This is a genomic window from Arthrobacter sp. NPDC056727, from assembly GCF_042790555.1.
In the GTDB taxonomy this organism is placed as follows: domain Bacteria; phylum Actinomycetota; class Actinomycetes; order Actinomycetales; family Micrococcaceae; genus Arthrobacter.
Genome location: NZ_JBHTZA010000019.1, coordinates 38303 through 56829, shown reverse-complemented (window position 1 = coordinate 56829; position 18527 = coordinate 38303). Strand labels below are relative to the sequence as shown.

Below are 18527 nucleotides of genomic sequence, written 5' to 3'. Positions count from 1 at the left end.
TCTTTGTACTCTGAATATCCCACACCCCCTTCTCCCCTCCCGCTCCTGGTTGCCCCCCCCCGTCCCCCCCCCCCCCCCCCCACAACTGTACATTCGCGCCCTAGCCGCCTAACCGATCAGTGCCAGGACCGATCCGGCGGTGACCAGTTCGCCTGCTCCGGCGGCGACGCCGGACACGACGCCGCCGCGGTGGGCGGGAACGCTGGTCTCCATCTTCATCGCCTCCAGGACCACCACGGGATCGCCTTCGGCCACCTCGCTGCCCGGCTGCACGAGCCACTTCACCACGGTGCCGCTCATGGCGGCGCGGAGTTCCGCGGGGTCGGAGGTGCCGGACCCGCCGTCCGGAGAGCCGCCGTCGGCATGCACGGCCGGAACACCGACGGGAAGCCCCTGGCCCGAGCGTGCCCAGCCTTCCAGCAGGTCGGCGGGAAGCCCGACGGCGAGCCGGCGTCCGTCCACGTCGACGGTGATGGTGCGCCGCCGGCCCTCGGGGCCGGCGGGGCTGAAGCCGGGATCCGCCGGGATGCTGTCCGCGAAGTCGGTCTCGATCCAGCGCGTGTGGACGTCCAGCCCGGACTCGGAGGTGAAGTCAGGGGCCTCCACAACGGCACGGTGGAACGGCAGAACGGTGGCCACGCCGGTGATGCTGATCTCTGCCAGTGCACGGCGGGCACGCCGCAGCGCCTGCTGGCGGTCCGCGCCGGTGACGATCAGCTTGGCCAGCAGCGAGTCGAACTGCGGTGCCACGAAGGAGCCGGAGCGGACTCCGGTGTCCAGCCGGATGCCCGGGCCGGTGGGAGCCGTGAACTCGCCGACGGTGCCGGGCGAGGGCAGGAAGCCGCGGCCCACGTCCTCCGCGTTGATCCTGAACTCGAAGGCGTGGCCACGCGGCGAGGGATCCTCGGTGAAGCGGAGTCGCTCCCCGGCGGCGATCCGGAACTGTTCCTGGACCAGGTCGATCCCTGTGGTCTCCTCGGTGATGGGGTGCTCCACCTGCAGCCGCGTGTTCACCTCGAGGAAGGCGACCGTGCCGTCCGCGGCGACCAGGAATTCCACCGTCCCCGCACCCGAGTAGCCGGCTTCCCGGCAAACTGCCTTGGCGGCGTCGTAAATCTGCGCTCGCTGCCCGTCGCTGAGGAACGGCGCGGGCGCCTCCTCCACCAGCTTCTGGTGCCGGCGCTGGAGGGAACAGTCCCGGGTTCCGACGACGATGACGTTGCCGTGCGTGTCCGCCAGCACCTGCGCCTCCACGTGCCGCGGCCGGTCCAGGTAGCGCTCCACGAAGCATTCGCCGCGCCCGAATGCGGCCACCGCCTCGCGGACGGCGGAGTCGAAGGCCTCCTCCACCTCCTCCATGTTCCGGACCACCTTCAGGCCGCGGCCGCCGCCGCCGAATGCTGCCTTGATGGCGATCGGGAGGCCGTGCTCCTCCGCGAAGGCGCGGGCCTCCGACGCGGATTCAACAGGGCCGTCGCTGCCGGCCACGAGCGGGGCGCCGGCGCGGACCGCGATCTCGCGGGCAGTGATCTTGTTGCCGAGCTGGCGGATGGCCTCCGGCGACGGGCCGATCCACGCGAGCCCGGCGTCCAGCACTGCCTGCGCAAAGTCGGCGTTCTCGGACAGGAAGCCGTAGCCGGGGTGGACCGCGTCCGCGCCGGAGGCGGCTGCCGCGGCGAGGAGCTTGCCGATGTTCAGGTAGGTGTCCGCCGGCGAGTTGCCGTCAAGGCTGAAGGCCTCGTCTGCGGCGGCGACGTGCATGGCGTCAGCGTCGATGTCCGCGTACACGGCCACGGAGGCCAGCTGGGCGTCGTCGCAGGCCCGGGCGATGCGGACGGCGATTTCGCCGCGGTTGGCTATGAGGACCTTGTGCATCAGTTGCTCGCTTTTCGTTCTGGAGTTTCGTCGGAGGGGCCGGCGGGGGACGCTGCGGCAGTTCCGGGGGCAATGCGGAAGCGGATGCTCCCGCCGATCGGGACCTGGGCGGCGAGGTCCAGCTGGTGGTCCACCACCACGCCGATCACCGGGTAGCCGCCCGTGATGGGGTGGTCGGCGAGGAAGAGGACGGGCAGGCCCTCCGGCGGCATTTGGATGGCGCCCGCCACCGTCCCCTCACTGGGCAGCTCGCCGGTGCGGCTGCGCTGAAGTGGTGTTCCCTGCAGCCTCATGCCCACGCGGTTGGACTCCGGCTTGACCGTCCAGTCCTGGGCGAAGAGGGAGTCGATCGCGGCCTGGTCGAACCAGTCCGCGCGCGGGCCCGGGACAATGTCCAGCACGGTGGCCCCGCCATGCGGATAATCCGGCTGGAGCTCCGGGCTGCCCACGACGCCTGACTCGGCTTCGCCGCCGGCCGGCAGCAGCTGGCCTGCCGCCAGAGGCTGCGGCCCGATGCCGGACATCGTGTCCGTGGAGCGGCTGCCCAGCACCGGCTTCACGTCCACACCGCCGCGGACAGCGATGTAGCTGCGGAAGCCGGCGTCGGGAACACCGATGGTGAGAATCTCGCCGTCGAGGAGGGCGAACGGGGCGGCCACGGGAACGGTGCGCTCCCGCGACTCCGAGGTGTTGTCTGCACCGCCAGCTTCCGCCGCGTCGGGGGAGGCCGACGGCGTCACCACGGTGAGTGCCGACGTCGCCCCCGCGACGGCCAGGACCTGGTCCCCGACGGCCTGCACCCTGAGGCCGCCGGAGACGGTCTCGATGGCGGCGGCCGACGACGCGTTCCCGACAATGCGGTTTGCCCGCCGGAGCGAGGCCCGGTCCAGCGCACCGGCGGCGGAGACGCCGAGGGCCGAGTGCCCCTGCCGGCCCAGGTCTTCGATGAGGCTATGGATCCCGGGTGCCAGGACGCGGAGTCCGGACGTGGTTTCCGGGGCAGCCTGCTGGGCGACGGTTTGGCTGGACACGTTGACCACGTCGCGGACCGCGCGGAACTGCACCCGGTGCCCGGGGCTGGCCAGCGCCGGCTCCGGACGGTCGAGGTCCCACATTTTGGCGCCGGTGCGGCCGATCAGCTGCCATCCTCCGGGGGATTTGCGGGGGTAGACGGCGGAGTAATTCCCGGCGAGCGCCACCGATCCTGCCGGGACCGCGGTGCGCGGGGAACTCCGGCGCGGGACTTCCAGGGCCTGGTTCTCGCCCACCATGTAGCCAAAGCCAGGCGCGAAGCCCGCGAAGGCAACAGTCCAGACCTGGCCGGTGTGGGCGGCGATAACCCCGTCGGCACCGAGGCCGGTCAGCTTTCCCACTTCGGCGAGATCCTCGCCGTCGTACACGGTGTCAATGACCACCAGGCCGCCGGCCTGCTCCGCCGGTGCCGTGAGGTCCATCTCCAGCAGGGCCTGGCCGATCCGCCGGGCAGCGGCGGGTGATTCGGCCCTGACCATGACGGTTTCGGCGGCGGCCAGGACGTCCTGCTGCCCCGGAAGCGGAGCCTCGAGGAGCGCGGCCTGCAGGGCGAGCACGTCCTGCAGGCCTGAGACTTGTGCGAGGACCGTGCGCGTCCCCACCGGCCGCACCGCGCGCACCCTGCCCGGGCGGGCGCTTTGCCCGGTTCCGCCGGATGCAGCGGAGGGTGTTTCAAAGTTGGTGTTTGCCATCGGGTCCTGAATCCGCCGCTTCATGCTAGACGAACGCCTTGACGGTGATTCCGGCGTCGTCGAGCGCGCGCTTCACGGCCACAGCCATGGCCACCGCGCCGGGGGAATCACCGTGGACGCACACCGATTCCGCATCGATCTTCAGGTCAGAGCCGTCGATGGCACGGATGGCCTCGCCGGTGGTCATCTGCAGGACGCGGGCGGCAACTGCCTCCGGGTCCTCCAGCACGGAACCGGGCTGGGAGCGGGAGGTGAGCGTGCCGTCCGGGTTGTACGCGCGGTCCGCGAACGCTTCGGCGACGGCGCGGAGCCCGGCGGCCTCCGCGAGGCGCAGGACTTCGGATCCGGGCAGGCCGAGAATGGGCAGTGCCGGGTCCACGGCCTTGACCGCGTCCACGACGGCGCGTGCCTGGGCCGTGTTGTGGACGATGGCGTTGTAGAGGCCGCCGTGCGGCTTCACGTAGCGGACCCTGGTGCCTGCGGTTGCGGCCAGGGCCTGCAGCGCGCCGATCTGGTAGACGACGTCGTCGGCCAGTTCGCGCGGGTCCACCTCCATGTACCGGCGCCCGAATCCGGCCAGGTCGCGGTAGCCCACGTGGGCACCGACCACCACGCCGGCCCTGGCGGCCGCCTCGCAGGTGGACCTGATGACGCTGGGGTCGCCGGCATGGAAACCGCAGGCGACATTGGCGCTCGACACGGAGGCCATCATGGCGGCGTCGTCTCCCAGGCTCCATCGCCCGAAGGATTCACCGACGTCGCTGTTCAAATCTATTGCGTGCATTGTGACCCTCATCTCAACTCGTCCTTAGACAAGGATGCACCCTTCGGCAAAAATGTTCAACAATTCAACAATCCAATTGTGGTGGTTCGTGTAGATTCTGAGGTATGGCAGCAGAAAACCCGAGCGCAGGCGCATCCCGGCTCCGCGTGGCCGTCCCTTCCGTGGCCACCCGCGTGGCGAGTGAGCTCCGGCTCCAGATCGCCGAAGGCGCACTTCCCCCGGGGGCCAAGCTGAAGGAGGAGGCGCTGTCCGAGGAGCTCGGCGTCTCCCGCAATACCGTCCGCGAGGCATTTGCCGAACTCGCCAGCGAACGGCTGGTGGTCCGCCAGCCCAACCGCGGCGTCTTCGTGGCCAGCCTCGAAGCCAGCGACATCCACGACGTCTATGCCGTCCGGCGTGCCATTGAAGTGAGCGCCGTACGGGGTGGCGGCAGCGCCGAAGGCATTGCCGCGGTGCGCGCGGCCGTGGAAGAAGGCAAGCGCGCGGCCGGGGCGGGTGACAGTGAGGGGCTGGGCAGTGCCAACGCGCATTTTCACGGCGCCCTCGTGGCGATGGCCGGCAGTGAACGCCTGAATACCATCATGTCGCAGGTACTGGCCGAGATGAGGCTGTTCTTCCACAAGGCCTCCATCGACGGCGGCTTCTACCAGGATTACCTTGCTGACAACGAGGAGATCTGTAAGGCCCTTGAGGCCGGGGAGTACGAGCGTGCCGCCGAGCGCCTCCTGGCCTACCTCGACCGCTCCGAGGAGCACCAGACCGCCGTCCACTCGTCCTAGCTACCGCGAACCACTGCAGCGCGAACGTACAGTTGTGGCCCTTGGGAACCGCTTCCCAGGGGCCACAACTGTATGTTCGCGCTTTAACCAGCGCTCGGTGACGCCCCTTGACGATGTGATCCACGTCGCGTACATTGTTCAACAAGTTCAGGATTGTTCTACATTTCCACAATCCAACAGAATGTTCCGCTTTCGGCGGCAGTTCGGGGAAGCCGCCAATCAGCCTCGGCGCCCGCGTCCTGGCAACGCCGCAGGACCGGGCAGACCGGCGCACCAGCGCATCCGCAGCCAAACGGATGCCGTCCACACTCTTCATGGAGGAACCAATGGCCAATCAATCCGCAATGGCCGCCGCAGAGGCGAGGCCCGCCGTCGGCCGCAAGGACATGTACAAGGCATTCGCGGCCAGCCTCACTGGGACCGCGCTGGAGTTCTACGACTTCGCCGTCTACTCCGCGGCTGCCGCCATCGTTTTCCCGCTGATCTTCTTCCCGGCGTCGGACCCCGTGACGGGGACCCTGCTGGCCTTCTCGACGTACGCCGTGGGCTACATCTCGCGGCCGGTCGGCGGCATCATCTTCGGCCGGCTCGGCGACGAGATCGGGCGCAAGAAAATCCTGGTTTTCACCCTGATGCTGATCGGTGTGGCCACCTTCCTGATCGGCCTGCTGCCCACCTATGGCAACATCGGCGTCATCGCCCCGGCCATCCTCGTCTTCCTGCGGTTCGCGCAGGGTGTGGGGGTCGGCGGCGAATGGGGCGGTGCTGTCCTGCTGTCCAGTGAATTCGGGGAACCCAGCAGGCGCGGCTTCTGGGCCTCGGCCGCGCAGATCGGCCCGCCCGCCGGAAACCTCCTGGCCAACGGCGCACTCGCCGTCCTCACCCTGGCCCTGTCCGAGCAGGCATTCCTGGACTACGGCTGGCGAATCGCCTTCCTGATCTCGGCACTGCTGGTGGCGTTCGGCCTGTGGATCCGCCTGAAGCTCGAGGACACCCCCATCTTCAAAGCCATGGAAGCCCGCGGCGAGCAGCCCAAGGCACCCATCAGGGAACTCCTCGCCACGCAGAAACGCCCTCTCCTGGCAGCCATGCTCAGCCGCATCGGCCCGGACGTCACCTACGCGCTCTGCACGGTTTTCACGCTGACCTACGGCATCCAGGAACTCGGCTTCGACCGCGGGCAGGTGCTCCTGGCCGTGCTCATCGGCTCGGGCCTGCAGCTCTTCACCATGCCGCTCGCGGGCGCCCTCTCCGACCGGATCAACCGGCGCCTCGTCTACGGAATCGCAGCCGTGGCGGCAGCGGTATGGGGCTACCTCTTCTTTATCGTGCTGGAAGGCCGCTCCCCGGTGATGCTCGTGGTGGGAACCGTGCTGGGCCTGCTGTGCCACTCCTTCATGTACGGCCCGCAGGCCGCGTTCGTCGTCGAACAGTTCTCCCCGCGGCTACGGTCCACCGGCAGCTCCCTGGCGTACACCTTCGCCGGCATCATTGGCGGCGCCATCGCACCGTTCATGTTCACCCTGCTGCAGAGCACCTTCCACAGCTGGGTCCCGGTGGCCATCTACCTGACCGTCGCCTGCCTCCTGACCGTGGTGGGCCTCGCCCTGGGCCGCGACTCCGACGTCGCCGAGGACGAGGAATACCTGCGGGCATCCTCGGAACCTGCCGAAAGCGCAGCCTGATGACACAGGCGAAGGCCCTCCTGCCGCCGTCGGAAGCCCGCCGGCAGTTCCGCGGCGGCCTGGTCACACCCACCTCCGGCTGGAGCGACGGCTACACCCAGGCCAACCTGATCGCGGTGACGGCGGACTACGCGGACGAATTCCTCGAATTCTGCCGCCTGAACCCCAAGCCGTGCCCCGTCGTCGACGTCATTCCTGCGGGGCAGTTCGAAAGCTCCCTCGCCCATGGCTCCGACATCCGGACCGACATCCCCGCCTACCGGGTGTGGAGGGACGGGCTCCTGGTGGACGAAGTCCCCGACGTCCGGTCGCTGTGGCGCGAGGACATGGTGGGCGTGCTCATCGGCTGCAGCTTCACCTTCGAGGCCGCGCTGGCCGCAGAGGGCATTCCGCTGCGCCACACCGAGATGGGCCGCAATGTCCCCATGTACCGGACGGACGTCGAGTGCACCCCGGCCGGGCGGATCCACGGCCGCATGGTGGTCTCGATGCGCCCGATGCCGGCCGCCCTTGTGGACACGGCCGTCCGGGTCACCGCCGAAGTGCCCAAGGTCCACGGCGCCCCGGTCCACGTCGGGTCACCGGAAGCGCTGGGCATCGCCGATCTCGCCAGCCCCGACTTCGGCGATCCCGTGGACGTCCGCCCGGGGGAGGTGCCGGTGTTCTGGGCCTGCGGTGTCACCCCGCAGAGTGCGGTGATGGCGTCCAAACCGGCGTTCGCCATCAGCCATGCTCCCGGGCACATGTTCATCACGGACGTTCCGGAGAGCGCGTACCGGGTGCCGGCAGGGCAGTAAACCAGAACGACGGCGGGGCAGGGCTAATGTGGCCCTGCCCCGCTTTTGATTGTGGCCTAGAAGCTCCTGGCGTTTGCCAGCACGGGCAGCTTTCCGCGGACATCGGGGATGACGGACGGGTCGACGTCGACGACGGCCAGTTCAGGTGCGCCGCCCAGGGCCACCAGCGGGGAACCGAGCGGCGATACCACCGCACTGCGGCCGATCCCCGTGGGGGCGGCGCCGGCGGACGGCAGCCCGAGAGTTGCAGGGTCGGCCTGGCCGCACGCCACCACGAACGTGGTGCTGTCCACCGCACGGGCACGGACCAGCAGGTCCCACTGCTCGGCTTTGCCATCGCCGGCACCCCAGGAGGCGCAGACGATGTTGATGGCGGCGCCGGCCCGGGCGTTGGCCGTGAACAGTGCCGGGAAGCGCACGTCGTAGCAGGTGGCCAGGCCGATCGTGGTGCCCTTAAGCTCGAACGTCACCGGCGACGTTCCGGCATCCACCGAATCGGACTCGGCGAACCCGAACGCGTCGAAGAGGTGGATCTTGTCATAGGACGTGTCGATCCCCGGTCCGGTCACCAGGAGCGTGTTCCGCACCCGTCCGCCGTCGCCGGGGGTGAACATGCCGGCCACGACGGCGATGTCCAGCTCCGCTGCAATGGCCCGCACCGCCGTGGCCCACGGCCCGTCGAGCGGTTCGGCGATATCGGCCAGCGGATTTCCGAAGGCGCGCATGGCCGCTTCGGGGAAGACCACCAGTTCGGCGCCTGCCGCCTTGGCCTGTGTGGCGTAGTCTCGGATCAGCTCCAGGTTGGCTTCCAGACTGGCGCCTGTGACGATCTGGGCAACTGCTAAACGCATGAATCTGCTCTTCTCTGTTGTATACCTGATGTATGCGAAAAAGTTCGGGGACAGCGGCGTCCGGCCGGGAGAAGGCCTACGCCTATCTGCGTGAGAACATCCTGACCGACCCGGAGGTGCAGGGGCGCTTCCTTAACGAGCAGGAGCTCGCCGCCGAAATCGGGGTTTCCCGCACCCCTGTCCGCGAGGCCCTGCTGCTGCTGGTCTCCGACGGGCTGGTGGAACTGATCCCGCAGCGCGGCGCCTACGTCCCTCCGGTGACCGGCCGTGAAATCTCGGAACTGATGGAACTGCGCGGCGTGCTGGAAAGCCACGCCGCGCGGCTCGTCATTGAGCACCGCAGCGTGCCGGCCGGCAAGATGCAGGAGACCCTCGACCAGCAGTCCAAACTGCCTGAAGGCCAGGGCGCGGAGGCTGCGCAGGAGTTCATCCGGCTGGATACCCTTTTCCACCAGCAGCTCATCGACGCGGCCGGCAACGAGCTCATTTCCCGGACCTACAGCAAGCTGCACGTCCGGCAGATCGTCGTCGGGGTTTCCGCCCTGTTCCGGACGGGCGGCAGGCGGGAGCAGGTGTGCTCCGAACACCAGGACATCCTCGATGCCCTGGTGTCCGGAGACGCGCCGAAGGCGCAGGAAGCGATCGACCATCACCTGGCCGTCACCCGCGACATCCTGCTCCGCACCTGATGGAGTTTTTGTACAGATAATCGGACTTCCGAGGCCCTCAGCGGCCGATATCTGTACAAAAACTCCAAACCGCTAGACGGATTCGGCGCCGGACTGCGCGCGGGCGGAGGCCGAACCCTCCAGGAGCATCCGGTAGTCCAGGTCCTCCACGGTGTCGTTGTCCCGGCCGAGGGCCAGTCCCACGAGGGTGACCGCTGCTGCCACGGCCACATAGATGGCCACCGGAATCCAGGTGTGGAACTCGGACAGCAGCACGGTGAACAGCAGGGGCGCGATGGCGCCTCCGATGACGCCGGCGAACGTGTAGGCGAGCGAGCTGCCGGTGGACCGCAGCCGCGGAGAAAACTGCTCCACGATGAAGGCCGCCTGCGGGCCGTACATGAACGAGTGCGCCATGAGGCCGAGCACGATGCCGATGATCAGCATCGGCTGGTTGTTCCCGCCGAGGACGCCGAAGAAGATGAACGTCCAGACGGCGCCAACCGTGGCGCCGACCGCGTAGACCAGGCGGCGGTTGACGCGGTCGGAGACGGCGCCGGCCAGCGGGATCATGAAGAGCTGGAAGGCGGAGCCGATGAGGACGGCGGTGAGGACCTGGTTGCGCTCGTAGCCGAGGACCTGGATGCCGTAGGTGAGCGTGAAGACGGTGAACAGGGCGTACAGCACATCGGGGCCCACGCGGCACAGAATCGCGGCGATCAGCGGCCGGAGTTCCTTGCTGAACACCTCGCGGACCGGGGCGTGGGGCTGTTCGCCGTGCGCCTCGATCGCCTTGAAGATCGGGGTGTCCTCCAGCCGCAGCCGGATCCACAGGCCAAAGGCCACCAGCACGGCGGACACCAGGAATGCGATCCGCCAGCCGAAGCTCAGGAACTGCTCCTCGGTCAGGGAGACCGTCAGGATGGCGAGGGCGCCGTTGGCCAGCAGGTTGCCCGCGGGCGGGCCCACCTGCGCGGCGGAGGCCCAGAAGCCGCGGCGGTGCGGATCGCCGTATTCGCTGGAGAGCAGGACCGCGCCGCCCCATTCGCCGCCCACGCCCACGCCCTGGGCGAACCGCAGCAGGACCAGGAGGATCCCGGCGGTGGCGCCGATGCTGGCGTATCCGGGCAGCACGCCGATCAGCACGGTGGCCACACCAATGATCATCAGCGTGGTCACCAGGACCTTCTTGCGGCCGATGCGGTCCCCGAGCCGGCCGAAGATGATTCCGCCGACCGGGCGGGAAACGTACCCCACGGCATAGGTGGAGAAGGCGAGGATGGTGCCGGTCAGCGGGTCGGTCGCCGGGAAGAAGACGATGGGAAATACGACGGCGGCCGCCGCCGAGTAGACGGCGAAGTCGTACCACTCAAGTGCGGTGCCGGTGAGGCTGGCGGCAAAGGCCTTGTACAGGCCCTTGGGGTGAACCGTCGGGTGCGGGGTGGCATGCGGATGCGGATGCGGCGCTTCGCCGGAAGCCGGAACTGGAGCATTGGCCATGATGTTGTCCTCCACGAGGTTTTCTGTAGTGACGCCTGTCACGCTGGCGTTAAATGTATACATTACGCATACTGGATGTACATTGGCGACTGATTCCGGTTTCCGGTTTGTAAAAATTTCTCCAGCAGCACATGCAAAGGATGGATCCACGATGACGACTCTGAGCTTTGAACTACCCGACGGGCGTACGCAGAATGTCGAGGTCAAGCACCTCCTGAATGCCGGCTATGCGGGGCGGGAACAGGATGAAGTCCAGGCCCATATCGCTGAGCTCGCTGAACTTGGCGTTCCGGGCCCGGCCACAACTCCCGCCCTGTATCCAGTGTCCCCCTATCTGGCCCAGCAGGTATCGGAAATCCAGGTACAGCATGACAGGACTTCCGGAGAGGCCGAATGGGCGCTCGTCATCACCGGGGAGGGCGTGCTGCTCACGGTTGCCTGCGACCACACCGACCGCCAGCTGGAGGTGCACGGGGTGGCCTGGAGCAAGAACGCGAGCCCGGACGTGCTGGGCCGCAAGGCGTGGCGGCTCGAGGACGTGCGGGACCACTTGGACAAAATCACGCTGAAGGGCTGGGTGGGGGAGGGGGACACCCCCGACACGCTCATCCAGGACAGCTCGCTGGAGGCCCTGCTGACCCCGGATTACTGGCTGGATGTCCTCACCGAACGCGGCCTGAACGCCCCCGGAACGGTGCTCATCTCCGGCACGGTGGCCATGACCGGCGGCGTGAACCAGTTCGCCCGCAGCTGGAAGGTGGAAATGGCCGACCCCGTGACCGGCAACTCCGTGGACGCCCAGTATGTCGTGGAGCAGATGGCAGAGCCGATCGGCTGACCGTCAGCACAGGCGTCCACAAGAACAGGACAGCGGACGACGGCGGGAAGCACCCGCCGTCGTCCGTCACCTTAAGTGCGTCCTGCCCTGGGTGCCGCTCCCGCCGGAACCTGCCCGCGCGCCCGTCGCTTCCGGACTGTCAGGTAGAGCCGGTGGGCCGTGATCACGAGAGCCAGCCAAGCCGCGCCGAGCGCCCATGCGGCGAGCACATCGGTGAGCCAGTGGTGGCCAAGGTATACCCGGCTCAGGCCCATCGCCGCGGCGAAAACCGCGGCGGCCGCGCCGGTGAGAACGCGACTCCGGGCCGTCTTTAGCCGCAGGATGATCAGGTAGGCCACGATTCCCGCGATCACCACCGCATTCAGGGAATGGCCGCTGGGAAACGAGGCCGAATGTTCGTAAGGCGGCACGGCGTCGCTGAGGTCCGGGCGGGTGCGGCCGATCAGCCGCTTTCCGGCGATGGTCATCAGCAGCGACCCCAGGCCCGCCGTGACGATCAGGATGACAGGCGTCCAGGACCGTCGGCGAAGCGCCAGGATACCCATCACTGCCAGCGCGAGGATCGGCATCCCGATGGTTCCGCCCACGTCCGTGAAGGCCGTGATGGCCACGTCCAGGCCGGGGGAGCGCAGGCTCTTGCCGGCTGCCAGTACCGGATGGTCCAGGCCGGCCACCCCGTCGGCGCGGACCACGGACTCGTAAACTTCGGCAAAGGCCGCGGTCAGCACGGCTGCGGCCACCGCGCCCACCAGCAGCGTCAGTACCAGGGCGCCGTGCGGACCCAGGATCTGGCTGATCCGCTGGACGCCATCGACCAGAAGCCGGCCGAAGCGGGTTTGCCAGCGGGTGAGATCCTTGCCGCCGACGGTTGTGTCCTGGCGGAGTTCGCCGCGCACGCCTTTTTGTGGTGTTCCCTGTTTATCAGTCAACGCCGGATCACGTCCCTCGTCCTCAGCCACGTCACCCACAAGCAGGGCTTTAGTAAGCAACCTTACTGATTGTCCGCGGGAACAGGAAAGCGGACGACGGCGGGAACCTCCCGCGGTCGTCCGCTTTCCACTGCCGTGTGGTCAGCGCAGCATCAGCGGCGGTGCTCAGGCGCTCAGTTCGTGCTCTTCGTCCTGGCCGTGGTGGGCGGCATTGCCGGACATGGCCCGGGCGCGGCCGGCCTTGGCCCGGTATGAGGACAGGAAGGTGGAGATGCGGCGCACGGCCTCACGGATATCGTCCACCGCGGGCAGGATGACGAACCGGAAATGGTCGGTGGCGTGCCAGTGGAACGCCGTTCCGTGCGAGACAAGGATTTTCTGGTCCTGCAGCAGGTCAAGGACGAACTGCTCGTCGTCCACGAACGGGTACATCTCCGGATCCAGCTTCGGGAACAGGTACATGGCGCCGGCCGCCGGCACGCAGCTCACGCCGGGAATCTCGTTGAGCAGCCGGCAGGCAAGGTCGCGCTGCTCCCGCAGCCGGCCGCCGGGCCGGATCAGGTCCGTGATGCTCTGGTAGCCGCCCAGCGAGGTCTGGATCGCGTGCTGCGCGGGAACGTTGGGGCACAGCCGGAGCGAGGCCAGCAGCTCCAGCGATTCCCGGTAGGCGGCGGTGGCCCAGCGGGGGCCGCTCACCGCCACCCAGCCGGCCCGGTAGCCGGGCATCCGGTACGCCTTGGACAGGCCGGAGAACGTCAGCACCGGGATGTCCCGGGCCACCGAAGCCATGTGGATGTGGACGTAGTCCTCGAACAGGATCTTCTCGTAGATCTCGTCGGAGAACAGCACGAGGTCATGGCGCCGGGCCAGATCGGCGAACCCCTCCAGGATGTGCCGCGGATACACAGCGCCGGTCGGGTTGTTCGGGTTGATGAGCACAATCGCCCGCGTGCGGTCGGTGATCTTGGCCTCGACATCCGCCATGTCCGGCCACCAGTTGTTCTCCTCATCGCAGACGTAGTGCACGGCGCTGCCGCCGCAGAGCACGGTGGCAGCCGTCCACAGCGGGTAGTCCGGTGAGGGGATCAGGACCTCGTCGCCGTCCTCGAGGAAGGCCTGGAGCGTCATGGAAATGAGCTCGCTGACCCCGTTGCCGATGAAGATGTCCTCGACGCCGATCTCCATCAGGCCCTTGGTCTGGTAGTACTGCGAGATGGCGGTCCGGGCCGAAAAGATGCCCTTTGAGTCGCTGTAGCCCTGCGCCTCGCGCAGGTGGTGGATCATGTCCACCACGATGGACTCCGGCGCATGCAGGCCGAACGGCGCCGGGTCCCCGAGGTTCATGCGCAGAATGCTGTGGCCTTCCGCCTCCATTTTCTTCGCCGCGTGCTGCACCGGACCCCTGAGGTCGTAACGGACATCTTGCAATCGGCTGGAATTCTGCATGGCGCGCATGAGGCATGTTTTCACAGCTGCGCGGCTCCGGACAACGTGAAACGTCCGGCCCGCCACGGGTTCGCCATGAATGACCTCGGCGCCCTCGCCGGGGCCTCCGGAATCCGCTATGGTGCGGGCATGGCCAGTGACCCGATTGCTGATTACGCCCTTCTTTCCGACTGCCGTTCAGCCGCGCTGGTGGGGGCGGCCGGATCGGTGGACTGGCTATGTTTTCCGCGCTTTGACAGCCCCTCGGTTTTTGGCCGCATTCTCGGCGAAGAGGCCGGATTCTGGGCGATCCGGCCGGTGGACGGCACCGGAACGTCCCGGCGCTACGTTGGACCGAGCATGGTCCTCGAAACGACGCACACCTCGGGGTCGGGGACAATCACGGTGACCGATGCCCTGCTGCTCGGCGACGGCAACCGCGGCCACGAACTCGGCGCAGGGTCTCCGGGCGCGCTGCTGCGGAGTGTCAGGTGCACCAGCGGGGAGGTTGCGGTGGACGTGATCTTCGATCCGCGGCCCGAATACGGGCTGGTCCGGCCGCTGCTGCAACAGGCCGACGGCGGGCTGCTCGCCAGGGGCGGGGCCGATGTGCTGGCTCTTTCCAGCCCGGTGCCCTTCGAACTGGACGGCGGGCACGCCCGCGCCCGCCTATCACTGCGTGCGGGTGATGCAGCGCATTTCGTCCTGCACCACCGGCACAGCTGGGAGGACCGGCCGCCATTGTGGGACCAGGCGGAAGCCGCGCGCCGGCTCGAGGATACGCTGCAGGGCTGGAACAGTTGGTCGGAACTGCACCAGGGCTACCGCGGGCCGTGGCAGGATCTCGTCAGCGCCAGCGGACGGTTCCTCCAGGCACTGACGTACTTCCCTACGGGTGCCATGGTGGCCGCCGCCACCACCTCGCTGCCCGAGGTGGCCGGCGGAACCCGCAACTGGGACTACCGGTACACCTGGATCCGGGACGCAAGCATGACGCTGCAGGCCTTATGGGTGGCCGCCTGTCCCGACGAGGCCGGAAAGTTCTTCCGCTTCCTAGCCCAGGCGGTCGCGGCGCAGCAGGACGGCGACGATCTGCAGATCATGTACGGCATCGGCGGGGAACGTGACCTGTCCGAGCGGGAACTGGCGCACCTCCCGGGCTGGCGCTCCAGCTGGCCGGTGCGCGTGGGCAACGGCGCCTGGCAGCAGCGCCAGCTCGATATCTACGGCGAGCTGCTCGACGCCGCGGACCGGCTGCCCGAATACCTCGCCGACCTGGAACCGGAAACGAAACGCTTTCTGGCGGGTGCTGCAGACCTCGCCGCCGCCCGGTGGCGGGCACCGGACCAGGGCATCTGGGAGGTCCGCGGCGAGCCCCGCCATTTCCTGCATTCGAAGCTCATGTGCTGGGTCGCCGTGGACCGCGCCGTCCGGCTGGCGGATGTCCTGGACGCGCAGGACAGGGTCCCGGACTGGGAGCAGGCACGGGAGGCAATCGCTGCCACGATCCGCGGCGAAGGCTGGAGCGAGGCCGCGAACGCCTACACCCAGTCCTTCGGCTCGGCGGAGCTCGACGCCTCAAGCCTGCTGCTCTGCATCGTGGGCTTCCTGCCCGCCGATGACCCGCGCATGCTGGCCACCATCGATGCCGTCGACCGCAACCTCACCGATGACCGCGGGCTGGTCTTCCGCTACAGGGCTGCCGACGGGCTGCCGGGGGAGGAGGGAACCTTCCTGCTCTGTACCTTCTGGCTGGCCCAGGCCCTGGCGCTCGCCGGGCAGACCGGACGTGCCCGCACAGTTTTCGACCGTGCCGCCGGCTTCGCGTCGGACCTGGGGCTGCTCGCCGAGGAGGTGGCGGCCGACGGCCGCGAGCTGCTGGGCAACTTTCCGCAGGCCTTCAGCCACATCGGCCTCATCAACGCCGCCTGGGCCATCGCCGCTGCTGAACAGGAAAACTCGGGCGGCTAAACGCCAGGCAAGCGGACGACGGCGGGACCTCCGCCGTCGTCGGCGAGCCGCTGGCAGGGTCAGAGTTCCGGAACGCACTCCCCGGCGCCCAGAACAGCAAGGCCCGCGAGGTCTCCGGCAGCGAATTCGGTGACGCCGGTGCCTTCCGGGTTCATCAGCTGGGTGGGGTCGTCCACATGGTCCAGGCCCACGACGTGCGCGAGCTCGTGCATGATGACGGCGCGGCCGTACTTGGATCCGTCGGGCCACTTCAGGATGTCGGCGAAATCGGGCGCGTCCAATGCCACCTGGCCCGCCACCCGGACGTACGGCTGCCCCTCCATGTACGCGTACCCGCTGCCGCCCAGGCCGTCGACGTCCCCGGCCAGGTCGGGGCTTTCCGCGGGGGTGGACCAGGCAATGAGCACGGGCGCCCACCTCTTGCCGTAAAGGTCCGGCTGATACGTTTCGCGGTCATCGCTGGGGGCCTCCGTGGTGGGGCCGTCATAGACAAAGCGCAGTCCGGTGGCGGCGGAAACCTTGGCCACCGCCTCCCGGATCATCTGGTCCGCACCGGGCGGGGCGTTGTCCGGACGGACCACGTAGTGGACCGGCCGGCACGGATCGTAGGCGGCAAACGGCTGGCCGGGATCGGGGGATTCCTGCAGCGCGTAGGCCCGGGACCCGGTGCTCGCAGGTGGCTGCCCGAGCGGGGACGCCGCAGCCTCGACTCCCGGCGGCGGCACCGGGGCTCCGGGGAGGTATGGCAGGACCGCGGGCAGCACAAAGCGCTCGAACAGCATCGGCACGGAGGAGAGCCCCAGCAGCAGGGCGATGCCCGCGCCGATGGCCCACTTCCGGCCATGCCCGCGTTTGGGCCGGACCGGAAGCGGCGGCCCCGAACGCCACGGGGCCGGGCCCTGCTGGATCCCCAAGGCCTCATCGATGGCCCACTGCGGAACCCGCCCGCTCGCGGAGCGGCGGACACCCGGGGGCAGCCCCTCTGCGGTCACGCCATAGTCAGCCGGCATGCCGGAGCCGGCCGGTCCGCCGTAACTGGATGGCATGCCAAAATCGGCCGGCGGCGGGCTCTCCCGCCAGTTGGAGTCCGGACGCAACAGTGTCCCCCTGTTGTTGCACTGCGCCATCACACGGGATGGATCACCCACAGCATAAGGGGACGGAGCGACAAAAGCTGACTTCGATTTCGGATCAGAGCCGCCGGCGTTGCCGTCATCAGTGGCAGCACGTAAGTTTCAGCATAGAAATGCCCTGCACACAGCCTGAAGGAGAGCCGGGATGTCCCTGTTCAAAGGACTAGTCAACGGAGCGCTCGCCGGCGCCGCCGGAACCACGGCACTGAATGCCGTCAGCTATCTGGATATGGTGTGGCGGGGCCGCGCGGCGAGCACCACCCCCACCGACTCGGTGGAGCGGCTGGCGGAGCGGGCAGGCGTGACCATCCCGGGCGATGAGGACCAGCGCCGGAACCGGGTGGAGGCCCTGGGCCCGCTGCTCGGGCTCGCCACCGGCATGGGCCTGGGCGCCGTGCTGGGGGCGGCCGGGTCGCTGGGCTGGCGCACCGGGCCGGTCCGGTCGGTGGGCGTGGCGTCCGTGGCGGCACTGCTGGTCTCGAACGTTCCGATGACCGCCCTGGGTGTGACCGATCCGCGGACCTGGAGCGCCGCGGACTGGGTCAGCGACATCGTGCCGCACGTTGCTTACGGCGCTGTCACAGGGCACCTGCTGGAGCACCTGCCCAAGTAAGTGGCCGTTCCCAAAGAAACCGAAGCGCCGCAGGAACCCGAACACTCCAGGCCGGACAGCCGGAAGGCGCGCTGGGGCACCCGGTGGGCCACCGTCGTCGCAGTCCTCCAGCGCCTGCTGTACGTGGCCATCACCGCGGCCGTGGGCTGGGCCGTCTATTTCTTCCTGCTCGCGCGGCTCGCCAGGGGACCGGAACAGGTGTGGGTGTTCCTCCCCGTCTGGCTGATCGCGGCCTACGCCTTCCTGCCCCGCGTCCACAAGATCCTCAGCAGCCTCTATTTGCCGAACTATTTCATCGGGCGTGCCCGCACCGGCGACGGTGTGCTGGGCGATCCGGTCAATCTCGCGGTGATCGGCCCGGCGGACGAGCTCCGCACCGCGATGCTCACGGCAGGCTGGACCGAGGCCGACCCCGTCACCCCTGCCACCGCCTGGCGCACCCTCACCTCAACGCTCCTGGGCCGGAACTATCCGGAGTCGCCGGTCAGTGCCCTGTACGTCTTTGGCAACAAACAGGACATGGCGTTCCAGCGGGAAATCGACGGCAACCCGCGCAAGCGGCACCACGTGCGGTTCTGGAAATGCCCTGACGGCTGGATGCTCCCGGGCGGGTTCGCCGTGGACTGGGTGGGCGCCGGAACGTACGACAAGAGCGTGGGGCTCTCGCTCTTCACGTTCCAGATCACGCACAAGATCGCCGACGGGACCGACCAGGAACGCGACTTCATCATCAGCACACTGCAAACGGCCAACGCCGTGGAATCCGTGCACGTGATCCGGCACTTCTCCTCCGGCTACCACCACCGCAACGGCGGGGGAGACAACATCCGCACCGACGGGCACCTTCCCATCATCGACCTGCAGCCGGCCGGCCAAAAGAATCCCGTGCGGCCCCTGGACACAGGTTAGGAACGCAAGAGGACGACGGCGGGACGCACCCGCCGTCGTCCTCTTG

At 68.4% G+C, this 18527-nt stretch carries 16 protein-coding genes; 8 read left to right on the top strand and 8 right to left on the bottom strand.

Going from position 1 to position 18527, the window contains the following annotated elements; all coding sequences use genetic code 11:
• Window positions 1-108 precede the first annotated feature (108 nt).
• From ACFRAH_RS17830 to ACFRAH_RS17820, 3 genes are read right to left on the bottom strand one after another with little or no spacing between them, the layout of a single operon-like run.
• Window positions 109-1875, bottom strand: a complete 1767-nt coding sequence (locus ACFRAH_RS17830; protein WP_377992232.1) for an acetyl/propionyl/methylcrotonyl-CoA carboxylase subunit alpha — start codon at window positions 1873-1875, stop codon at window positions 109-111.
• Complete coding sequence (locus ACFRAH_RS17825) at window positions 1875-3599, bottom strand: carboxyltransferase domain-containing protein (protein WP_377992266.1); 1725 nt, start codon at window positions 3597-3599, stop codon at window positions 1875-1877. The genes ACFRAH_RS17830 and ACFRAH_RS17825 overlap by 1 nt, the downstream gene beginning before the upstream one ends.
• Window positions 3600-3624: 25 nt before the next feature.
• The gene (locus ACFRAH_RS17820; protein ID WP_377992265.1) at window positions 3625-4383 is read right to left on the bottom strand and encodes a LamB/YcsF family protein; all 759 of its coding nucleotides are present in this window, start codon (window positions 4381-4383) and stop codon (window positions 3625-3627) included.
• Between the two features lie 104 nt (window positions 4384-4487).
• On the opposite strand from ACFRAH_RS17820, the gene ACFRAH_RS17815 reads away from it, so the two are divergent.
• From ACFRAH_RS17815 to ACFRAH_RS17805, 3 genes are all read left to right on the top strand, one after another.
• On the top strand, window positions 4488-5162 hold the full coding sequence (locus ACFRAH_RS17815; RefSeq protein WP_377992231.1) for a GntR family transcriptional regulator: 675 nt from the start codon (window positions 4488-4490) through the stop codon (window positions 5160-5162).
• Window positions 5163-5488: 326 nt separating this feature from the next.
• Window positions 5489-6847 (top strand): MFS transporter, encoded by a 1359-nt coding sequence (locus ACFRAH_RS17810; RefSeq protein WP_377992230.1) that lies wholly within the window; start codon window positions 5489-5491, stop codon window positions 6845-6847.
• The gene (locus ACFRAH_RS17805) at window positions 6847-7644 is read left to right on the top strand and encodes a putative hydro-lyase (RefSeq protein ID WP_377992229.1); all 798 of its coding nucleotides are present in this window, start codon (window positions 6847-6849) and stop codon (window positions 7642-7644) included. The genes ACFRAH_RS17810 and ACFRAH_RS17805 overlap by 1 nt, the downstream gene beginning before the upstream one ends.
• A gap of 56 nt (window positions 7645-7700) precedes the next feature.
• On the opposite strand, the gene ACFRAH_RS17800 is transcribed toward ACFRAH_RS17805, so the two are convergent.
• On the bottom strand, window positions 7701-8495 hold the full coding sequence (locus tag ACFRAH_RS17800; protein ID WP_377992228.1) for a carbon-nitrogen hydrolase family protein: 795 nt from the start codon (window positions 8493-8495) through the stop codon (window positions 7701-7703).
• Between the two features lie 32 nt (window positions 8496-8527).
• On the opposite strand from ACFRAH_RS17800, the gene ACFRAH_RS17795 reads away from it, so the two are divergent.
• On the top strand, window positions 8528-9184 hold the full coding sequence (locus ACFRAH_RS17795) for a GntR family transcriptional regulator (RefSeq protein WP_377992227.1): 657 nt from the start codon (window positions 8528-8530) through the stop codon (window positions 9182-9184).
• Window positions 9185-9256: 72 nt separating this feature from the next.
• On the opposite strand, the gene ACFRAH_RS17790 is transcribed toward ACFRAH_RS17795, so the two are convergent.
• Window positions 9257-10663, bottom strand: coding sequence for an MFS transporter (locus ACFRAH_RS17790; RefSeq protein ID WP_377992264.1), 1407 nt, complete (start codon window positions 10661-10663; stop codon window positions 9257-9259).
• 151 nt (window positions 10664-10814) lie between these two features.
• Between ACFRAH_RS17790 and ACFRAH_RS17785 the strand changes: the two genes are divergently transcribed.
• Window positions 10815-11501 (top strand): DUF2848 domain-containing protein, encoded by a 687-nt coding sequence (locus ACFRAH_RS17785; RefSeq protein ID WP_377992226.1) that lies wholly within the window; start codon window positions 10815-10817, stop codon window positions 11499-11501.
• A 71-nt stretch (window positions 11502-11572) separates the two neighbouring features.
• Here the strand turns inward: ACFRAH_RS17785 and ACFRAH_RS17780 are convergent, their stop codons facing one another.
• On the bottom strand, window positions 11573-12430 hold the full coding sequence (locus tag ACFRAH_RS17780; RefSeq protein WP_377992225.1) for a phosphatase PAP2 family protein: 858 nt from the start codon (window positions 12428-12430) through the stop codon (window positions 11573-11575).
• A 165-nt stretch (window positions 12431-12595) separates the two neighbouring features.
• Window positions 12596-13885, bottom strand: coding sequence for a pyridoxal phosphate-dependent aminotransferase (locus ACFRAH_RS17775; protein ID WP_377992224.1), 1290 nt, complete (start codon window positions 13883-13885; stop codon window positions 12596-12598).
• A gap of 66 nt (window positions 13886-13951) precedes the next feature.
• On the opposite strand from ACFRAH_RS17775, the gene ACFRAH_RS17770 reads away from it, so the two are divergent.
• A complete protein-coding gene (locus ACFRAH_RS17770) occupies window positions 13952-15826 on the top strand; it encodes a glycoside hydrolase family 15 protein (RefSeq protein WP_377992223.1) in 1875 nt (624 codons plus the stop codon).
• A gap of 59 nt (window positions 15827-15885) precedes the next feature.
• Here ACFRAH_RS17770 and ACFRAH_RS17765 read toward each other — a convergent pair whose 3' ends face one another.
• Entirely contained in the window at window positions 15886-16872 is a 987-nt protein-coding gene (locus ACFRAH_RS17765) for a peptidase (RefSeq protein ID WP_377992222.1), read from the bottom strand.
• 232 nt (window positions 16873-17104) lie between these two features.
• Between ACFRAH_RS17765 and ACFRAH_RS17760 the strand changes: the two genes are divergently transcribed.
• Together ACFRAH_RS17760 and ACFRAH_RS17755 are read left to right on the top strand one after the other, a co-directional pair.
• Window positions 17105-17572, top strand: a complete 468-nt coding sequence (locus ACFRAH_RS17760; RefSeq protein WP_377992221.1) for a hypothetical protein — start codon at window positions 17105-17107, stop codon at window positions 17570-17572.
• A complete protein-coding gene (locus ACFRAH_RS17755) occupies window positions 17573-18481 on the top strand; it encodes an LssY C-terminal domain-containing protein (protein ID WP_377992220.1) in 909 nt (302 codons plus the stop codon).
• Window positions 18482-18527: the final 46 nt, after the last annotated feature.

Bases quoted from the DNA above. Each gene is read 5' to 3' on its own strand.
- ACFRAH_RS17830 (WP_377992232.1), bottom strand. From the start codon at position 1,875: ATGCACAAGGTCCTCATAGCCAACCGCGGCGAAATCGCCGTCCGCATC.
- ACFRAH_RS17825 (WP_377992266.1), bottom strand. From the start codon at position 3,599: ATGGCAAACACCAACTTTGAAACACCCTCCGCTGCATCCGGCGGAACC.
- ACFRAH_RS17820 (WP_377992265.1), bottom strand. From the start codon at position 4,383: ATGCACGCAATAGATTTGAACAGCGACGTCGGTGAATCCTTCGGGCGA.
- ACFRAH_RS17815 (WP_377992231.1), top strand. From the start codon at position 4,488: ATGGCAGCAGAAAACCCGAGCGCAGGCGCATCCCGGCTCCGCGTGGCC.
- ACFRAH_RS17810 (WP_377992230.1), top strand. From the start codon at position 5,489: ATGGCCAATCAATCCGCAATGGCCGCCGCAGAGGCGAGGCCCGCCGTC.
- ACFRAH_RS17805 (WP_377992229.1), top strand. From the start codon at position 6,847: ATGACACAGGCGAAGGCCCTCCTGCCGCCGTCGGAAGCCCGCCGGCAG.
- ACFRAH_RS17800 (WP_377992228.1), bottom strand. From the start codon at position 8,495: ATGCGTTTAGCAGTTGCCCAGATCGTCACAGGCGCCAGTCTGGAAGCC.
- ACFRAH_RS17795 (WP_377992227.1), top strand. From the start codon at position 8,528: ATGCGAAAAAGTTCGGGGACAGCGGCGTCCGGCCGGGAGAAGGCCTAC.
- ACFRAH_RS17790 (WP_377992264.1), bottom strand. From the start codon at position 10,663: ATGGCCAATGCTCCAGTTCCGGCTTCCGGCGAAGCGCCGCATCCGCAT.
- ACFRAH_RS17785 (WP_377992226.1), top strand. From the start codon at position 10,815: ATGACGACTCTGAGCTTTGAACTACCCGACGGGCGTACGCAGAATGTC.
- ACFRAH_RS17775 (WP_377992224.1), bottom strand. From the start codon at position 13,885: ATGCGCGCCATGCAGAATTCCAGCCGATTGCAAGATGTCCGTTACGAC.
- ACFRAH_RS17770 (WP_377992223.1), top strand. From the start codon at position 13,952: ATGAATGACCTCGGCGCCCTCGCCGGGGCCTCCGGAATCCGCTATGGT.
- ACFRAH_RS17765 (WP_377992222.1), bottom strand. From the start codon at position 16,872: ATGCCATCCAGTTACGGCGGACCGGCCGGCTCCGGCATGCCGGCTGAC.
- ACFRAH_RS17760 (WP_377992221.1), top strand. From the start codon at position 17,105: ATGTCCCTGTTCAAAGGACTAGTCAACGGAGCGCTCGCCGGCGCCGCC.